The 7,552-nt window shown below is 32.5% G+C and carries 9 protein-coding genes; 7 read left to right on the forward strand and 2 right to left on the reverse strand.

Annotation, left to right across the window (positions count from 1 at the left end):
• Window positions 1-19: 19 nt before the first annotated feature.
• On the reverse strand, window positions 20-334 hold the full coding sequence (locus tag DIU01_RS06560; protein WP_290832704.1) for a hypothetical protein: 315 nt from the start codon (window positions 332-334) through the stop codon (window positions 20-22).
• A complete protein-coding gene (locus DIU01_RS06565; RefSeq protein ID WP_290832706.1) occupies window positions 334-1,206 on the reverse strand; it encodes a helix-turn-helix transcriptional regulator in 873 nt (290 codons plus the stop codon). The genes DIU01_RS06560 and DIU01_RS06565 overlap by 1 nt, the downstream gene beginning before the upstream one ends.
• Window positions 1,207-1,433: 227 nt before the next feature.
• On the opposite strand from DIU01_RS06565, the gene hemA reads away from it, so the two are divergent.
• From hemA to hemF, 7 genes are all read left to right on the forward strand, one after another.
• Window positions 1,434-2,693 (forward strand): glutamyl-tRNA reductase, encoded by a 1,260-nt coding sequence (gene hemA, locus DIU01_RS06570; RefSeq protein WP_290832708.1) that lies wholly within the window; start codon window positions 1,434-1,436, stop codon window positions 2,691-2,693.
• 62 nt (window positions 2,694-2,755) lie between these two features.
• Window positions 2,756-3,679, forward strand: a complete 924-nt coding sequence (gene hemC, locus DIU01_RS06575; RefSeq protein WP_290832710.1) for a hydroxymethylbilane synthase — start codon at window positions 2,756-2,758, stop codon at window positions 3,677-3,679.
• A gap of 80 nt (window positions 3,680-3,759) precedes the next feature.
• Window positions 3,760-4,428 carry a uroporphyrinogen-III synthase gene (locus DIU01_RS06580; RefSeq protein WP_290832712.1) on the forward strand — a complete coding sequence of 223 codons (669 nt, stop codon included), beginning with the start codon at window positions 3,760-3,762 and terminating at the stop codon, window positions 4,426-4,428.
• Between the two features lie 51 nt (window positions 4,429-4,479).
• Entirely contained in the window at window positions 4,480-5,508 is a 1,029-nt protein-coding gene (gene hemE / locus DIU01_RS06585) for a uroporphyrinogen decarboxylase (RefSeq protein ID WP_290832714.1), read from the forward strand.
• 6 nt (window positions 5,509-5,514) lie between these two features.
• Window positions 5,515-6,072 (forward strand): DUF3575 domain-containing protein, encoded by a 558-nt coding sequence (locus DIU01_RS06590; protein ID WP_290832716.1) that lies wholly within the window; start codon window positions 5,515-5,517, stop codon window positions 6,070-6,072.
• Between the two features lie 15 nt (window positions 6,073-6,087).
• Entirely contained in the window at window positions 6,088-6,621 is a 534-nt protein-coding gene (locus DIU01_RS06595) for a GNAT family N-acetyltransferase (protein ID WP_290832718.1), read from the forward strand.
• On the forward strand, window positions 6,611-7,513 hold the full coding sequence (gene hemF, locus DIU01_RS06600; protein ID WP_290832719.1) for an oxygen-dependent coproporphyrinogen oxidase: 903 nt from the start codon (window positions 6,611-6,613) through the stop codon (window positions 7,511-7,513). The genes DIU01_RS06595 and hemF overlap by 11 nt, the downstream gene beginning before the upstream one ends.
• The last annotated feature ends 39 nt before the right edge of the window (window positions 7,514-7,552 follow it).

Consider the following 7,552-nt stretch of genomic DNA (forward strand, 5'->3'; position numbering starts at 1 on the left):
CGGTACACATGCAGTTGTGTTAAGATTTAAAAAAAACATTAGAATTGAAAAGGTTTATAAAATTATTTAAGTCATCAGATGCAAATTTTCTTTTTATAAACCTATCTGAATTTATCTCTGAAAAAAAGATTTCGTCTTTCAAATTTTTAGGTAATCTACCATCAATAGTTTTAACCAAAACAGAATCTTTATTTTCTATTAAAACTCTTTCAACTATAGTGTCTTCAATAGCAAGTTGATAATATTCAATTGTATCAAAATTCGAAAAAAAAGGATCTTTTTTACAAGAAGTAAAGCATAAAACAAATACAAATAACACTATAACCTTTCTCATTATGTATTTGGATTTATCGACATCAAATATTTCTTAGGCGTCGTTGCAAATTTTTTCTTAAACGCTGCAATAAAATGACTTCCGGTGCTGTAACCAATTTTCAATCCAACTTCATTTACATTATACGAACCAGAATCTAATAATTGTCGGGCATAATCCATTTTATAATCAAATAGAAATCCGTAAACTGTATCACCATAAATTTGTTTGAAACCCATTTTTAGTTTTTTCAAACTCAGTCCAACTTGCTCCGAAAGTTCCTCTAAACCTGGTGGTTCGGCCATGTTTGTGATGATAATTTCTTTGGCTTTTTTAATTTTCAAGACATTATCTTCGTCAATTAAAAACGGACATTGCTCAGCATCTGGATCTTCCGAACGATTGAAATACAAACTCAATAATTCGTATCCTTTACCTTTGTAGTAGAGGTTTTTTATGGACGGATTTAAATTATAATGAAACAATTGACTCAATACAATTGCCATTGACGGACTAATGTCGCCTTCCTTATAATACTTCTTGTCTTTATTTTCATCACTCAAAAACGGAATGTGTTCTGAATCATTAGAAAACAATCCGTGAAACTTTTGAATGGAAATTATAACAGAAATCACCCACGAATTTGGAGCCAATTCCAAATTTAAAGGCAACTCTTTTTGCGGATTGTAAAACAATAATGACTTCTCATCTTTCAATTCTAAGGCATAATTTCCCTCATTAAAGACAAATTTTGCTTTTCCTTTAATGCCAAAATGAAATTGAATAAGCCCTTGATTTACGTGTCTTTTTACGTGAAAACTTTCATTTCCATCATTTTGAAAACGAATTAAAATAAAATCATTTTCAATTTTTATTTCTTCTTGAGAACCCATAGCGATGTTTTTCCGTATATACTTTCGAAATTCTGTTACGTTCTTATTTAGAATTATTCTACATAAGAAATTTGTTAGAACTTGATTTCACTACAAATTTATAACAAATAACGCTAAAAAGTCGAATTTGGTTTAAAAATTCTCAGAGCGATACAAAAAGTCCCTCTAGCGTTGTTTTTATGAAATGTATAGTAATAATTTTGTTGAACTTTTTAGAAAAGTAGAATATGGAAAATTTTAATATGTCGAAACACACTTCTTTTTACGCATTAGGTTTAAGTTACAAAAAAGCAGACGCAGCAATTAGAGGTAAGTTTAGTTTAGACAACCAAGCAAAGGCAACTTTGTTAATACAAGCCGAAGCCGAAGGAATTGAAGCATTACTAGTGACTTCAACTTGTAATAGAACTGAAATCTATGGTTTTGCGCAACATCCATATCAATTAATAAAATTACTTTGTGAAAACAGTAATGGTAGCGTTGAAGAATTTCAAGAAGTTGCCTATATCTACAAAAATCAAGAAGCAATCAACCACATGTTTCGTGTTGGAACTGGTTTAGACAGTCAAATTCTTGGAGATTTTGAAATTATCAGTCAGTTAAAAATTGCTTTTAACGAAAGTAAATCTAACGGAATGGTAAACTCTTTTCTTGAAAGATTAGTGAATTCGGTTATTCAAGCGAGCAAAAAAATTAAAACCGATACTGATATTTCTTCAGGAGCAACATCGGTTTCATTTGCATCAGTTCAATACATCATTAAAAATGTAGCTGATATTTCTAACAAAAACATTTTACTTTTCGGAACAGGAAAAATCGGTAGAAATACTTGCGAAAATCTTGTAAAACATACTAAACACGATCATATTACTTTAATAAATCGTACCAAAGATAAAGCGGAGAAACTAGCTCAAAAATTGGATTTAATTGTTAAAGATTACGCCGATTTACAACTAGAACTTCAAAAAGCTGATGTTGTAGTTGTTGCAACTGGAGCACAAAATCCGACAATTGATAAAGCTATTTTAAATCTGAAAAAACCTTTGTTAATTTTAGATTTATCCATTCCAAAGAATGTTCACGAAAATGTAAAAGAAGTTGAAGGTGTAACGTTAATTCACCTGGATCATTTGTCTCAAATTACAGATGAAACCTTAGAAAACCGTAAATTACATATTCCAGCAGCGGAAGTAATCATTGAAGAAATAAAAGAAGAATTCACTGCTTGGACAAAAAACAGAAAATTTGCGCCGACAATTCAAGCGTTAAAAGAAAAATTAAATTCTATAAAAGACGGCGAATTGAATTTTCAACGCAAAAAATTATCTAATTTTGACGAACAACAAGCCGAATTAATAAGCAATAGAATCATTCAAAAAATTACCAATCATTTTGTAAACCATTTAAAAGATGGCGAATCGATGGATGAAGGAATTGAATGGATTGAAAAAGTATTTCAGTTAGAACAAGAGAAATCATTTTTTTAAAAGCTTTTTGCTTCAAAACATTAATAACCTTCGAGACTTAGCGTCTTTGTGGCAAAAAAGAAATGGAAAAAACAATACGTATAGGAACTCGTGATAGTGAATTGGCACTTTGGCAAGCACACACGGTTCAAAAACAACTTAACGATTTAGGTTACAAAACCGAAATTATTGCCGTAAAATCGCAAGGCGATATCATTCTCGACAAACCGCTTTACGAACTCGGAATCACCGGAATTTTTACAAAAACTTTAGACATTGCCATGATAAATGGTCAAGTTGACATTGCAGTGCATTCAATGAAAGACGTGCCAACTGCTTTGCCTATTGGAATTGTGCAAGCAGCTGTTTTGGAAAGAGCCAATACATTGGATATTTTAGTTCACAAAGGCAACTTAGATTTTTTAGAATCTACTGGAACTATCGCTACAGGAAGTTTGCGTCGTCAAGCCATGTGGTGGAACAAGTATCCAAATCACAAAGTGGTCGATTTACGCGGAAATGTAAATACAAGAATGCAAAAATTGCAAGATAACGATTGGAACGGAGCCGTTTTTGCAGCAGCAGGATTAGAAAGAATCAACTTAAAACCAGAGAATTATATCAATCTAGATTGGATGATTCCAGCGCCAGCACAAGGAGCAATGTTAGTTGTTGCAATGGCTGAAGACGAATTTACTTTAGACGCGCTTTCACAATTAAATCACATCGAAACCGAAATTTGCACCTATATAGAAAGACAATTTCTAAAAACGCTTGAAGGCGGATGTACTGCGCCAATCGGAGCAATTGCAACCTATAATGAAAAGGAAGACACTATAAATTTCAAAGGAGTTTTGTTATCCATCGACGGAAAACAAAAACTAGAAATAGATAAAAACGTAGACATTTCCGAATGGAAAAAACTAGGATTCAATGCCGCTCAAGAAATTTTAAACAATGGCGGAACAGAATTGATGATAGAAATAAAGAAACAATTGAAAAAATAAAATTGAACCATTAAGGTATTAAGTTTCATTAAGTTTTATCCTTAATTTTTCTTAATACCTTAATGGTTTAAAAAGAAACAATGACAAAACAAATCAACATAGTATCTACCAAAAAACTTTTGCCCAATCAAAAGCAAGAATTAGTAGACGCCAATTTTACAGTTATTGAAGAAGATTTTATCGAAACCAATATCAAAAATTTCGAATTGTCGAAAGTAAACAACAACCTAATTTTCACTAGTCAAAACGCCGTTCAAAGTATTTTGCAACATCCAAAATGTGAAGATTTAAAAAGCAAAGACGTTTTTTCTATCGGAATGAAAACCAAAGATTTATTAACCGAAAACGGATTTAATGTTGTTGCCTACACAGGTTACGCAGCAGATTTAGCCGAAATAATTTCCTTGATTTATTCAGAAGAATCGTTTACCTTTTTCAGCGGAAATTTACGTCGAGATGTGTTGGCAAATACTTTAAAAGAAAACGGAATTACCTTCAACGAAATTGAAGTGTACGAAACCAAAATAACATCCAAAAAAATAACCAAAAAACTAGACGGAATTCTTTTTTTCAGTCCATCAGGAGTTGAAAGTTATTTTAAAATGAATACCATAAAAGACGAAACGTGTTTCTGTATTGGCGAAACCACAGCAGAAGCATTAGAAAATAAAAAAGTAAAAACGATTGTAATTGCAGACAAACCATCGGTAGAAAATGTGATTGCAGAAGTAGTAGAATATTATAATTAGAAATGAAACCTGACAGGTTTTCACAACCAGTCAGGTTTAAATAAAAACGATATGATTAAAAACGACCTATTTTTAAGAGCATTAAATAACGAAATTGTAGAACGTCCACCAGTTTGGATGATGCGTCAAGCCGGAAGATATTTACCAGAATTTAGAGCTTTGCGTGATAAATATGATTTCTTCACACGTTGCGAAACTCCAGAATTAGCAGCAGAAATTACAGTGCAACCTATTAGAATTGTAAAACCAGATGCCGCCATTTTATTTTCAGATATTTTGGTAGTTCCAAGAGCAATGGGAATTCACGTTGAACTGAAAGACAATTTGGGACCAATTATTCCAAATCCAATTCGCACAATGGAACAAGTAAATCAAGTGATTGTTCCAGATGTTAATGAAACTTTGGGATATGTTTTTGATGCTATCAAATTAACCAAAGAAATGTTGAACGATGAGGTTCCATTAATTGGTTTTGCAGGTTCGCCTTGGACTATTTTTTGCTATTGTGTAGAAGGAAAAGGATCTAAAAGTTTTGATACGGCTAAAGGTTTTTGTTTTTCAAATCCTGTTGCAGCACATACATTATTGCAAAAAATTACCGATACAACTATTCTATATTTGAAAGAAAAAGTAAAATCTGGAGTAAATGCAGTTCAAATTTTCGATTCTTGGGGCGGAATGTTATCGCCAGTAGATTATCAAGAATTCTCATGGAAATACATTAACCAAATTGTTGACGCTTTAGCCGAAGACACCAAAGTTATTGTTTTCGGAAAAGGATGTTGGTTTGCTCTTAATGAAATGGCACAATCTAAAGCATCAGCACTTGGTGTAGATTGGACATGTTCGGCAAGAAATGCACGTTATTTAACAGGTGGAAAAATCACATTACAAGGAAATTTCGATCCATCAAGATTGTTATCTCCAATTCCAACCATCAAAAAAATGGTGCACCAAATGATAGACGAATTCGGAAAAGACAATTATATAGTAAACCTTGGTCACGGAATTTTACCAAATATTCCTGTTGATCACGCAAAGGCTTTTATTGAGGCAGTTAAGGAATATCCATCTAAATAGTTGATAATGAATGTAAAATCTTTGTTTTTAGTTGCGTCTTTTTTTATAGTTAGCGTCAGTTACTCGCAAACTAGTTTAAAGCTAAATGCCGCAACAACTTTAGCAGGAATACCAACTATTGGTTTGGAAACCAATTTATCTAAAAAATTTACCTTCCAAGTAGATGCAACAGCTTCATTATGGAAATCAATAAATAGCGCACCGTTTAAGTTATTTATTTTAATTCCAGAAGTTAGATATTATCCTAAAGAAGCAACCAAAGGTTTTTTTGTTGGAGCACATATTGGAGGAGCTTCCTATGAATTTCAAAAATGGAACTACATCAACACAGATTATTACCAAAAAGGATACAGTGTTTTGTATGGAGTTACAATTGGTTATCAATTTGAAGTTTCATCTAAACTAAATTTAGAAGTTTTTGCTGGTGGTGGTTTTAATCAAGGATATTATAAAGGTTATTTATTAAGTACTGGCGAACGTTATGATCTTGCAAAAGAATATAACAAAAGTGGCGAATTAATACCGTATCGCGGTGGATTGATGCTAGTTTATAAATTAAAGTAAGAGATTTTAATTTAAATGGCCTCAAGTAAATATGTTATAAATCATTTAAATCCAATCGACGCCAAACAGTTGAATCAATTTATTTTAGATAATAGTGAACGATTAAAACGATATTTTCCGGTAACACTTTCTAGTAATACTACGTTAGAAAAATCTATTGAATATATTGCCATTAAAAATAAAGAGATAGAAGAAAAAATAAATTTCACTTTCGCCATTCGAGATAAAAACGATCAAGAAATTGCAGGTTTAATGATCCTAAAGAAAATCGATTGGGATAAAAAACAAGGTGAATTTGCTTATTGCATCGGCTCACAATTTGAAGGTAAAGGACTAACTTCATTTGCAGTAGCAGAAATGACTAAATTTGCTTTTGATGAATTGCATTTGAAAACACTTCAAATAATGGCGCATAAAACCAATTTAGGAAGTATAAAAGTAGCTTTAAACAACGGATTTGTTTGGCAAAGAACAGCGCTAAATGAATTTACTCCAGTCAATGAAACACCATTAGACATGGAATTATATGAATTATACAATGAAAAATAAATTCTACCAATACATACAAAATCTTCAAGACCAAATTGTTTCCGGATTAGAAGCAGTCGAAGGTCAAGCCAAATTTCGTGAAGACATTTGGGAACGACCAGAAGGTGGCGGAGGAAGAACTCGTGTGATAGAAAACGGAAACGTAATCGAAAAAGGTGGCGTAAACATTTCGGCAGTTCACGGAAAATTACCTGATTCAATGCAGAAATTATTCAACGTTGGTGAAGCCGATTTTTTTGCCTGCGGATTGAGTTTAGTAATTCATCCGAAAAATCCAATGGCACCAACGGTTCACGCAAATTGGCGCTATTTCGAGATGTATGATGAGAATGGAGAAATTATAAATTCATGGTTTGGCGGCGGACAAGATTTAACGCCTTATTACTTATTTGAAGAAGACGGACAACATTTTCATCAAACCTGTAAAACAGCTTGCGACAAACACAATCCAGAGTTTTATCCAAAATATAAAAAACAATGCGATGCTTATTTTTGGAACGCACATAGAAATGAAGCTCGTGGACTTGGCGGATTATTCTTTGATTATTGCAAAGAAACCGAAGAAATGAAAATGGAAGATTGGTACAATTTCGTAACCGAAGTTGGAAACAGTTTTCTTAAAGCCTACGTTCCAATTTTAGAAAAAAGAAAAGATTTACCTTATACGGAAGCACAACGAACTTGGCAAGAAATCCGTCGTGGTCGTTATGTAGAATTCAATTTAGTTCACGATAAAGGCACACTTTTCGGATTAAAAACCAACGGAAGAATCGAAAGTATTTTGATGAGTTTACCACCAAATGTGCAATGGGTTTACGACCATCATCCAGAAGTAGGAAGTCAAGAAGAAAAATTAATTAAAGTATTAGAATCACCAATTGATTGGATTTAGATCGCAAAACATCTAATATCTAATATCTAAAATCTAAAA

This window comes from Flavobacterium sp., assembly GCF_003525665.1.
Lineage (GTDB): Bacteria > Bacteroidota > Bacteroidia > Flavobacteriales > Flavobacteriaceae > Flavobacterium.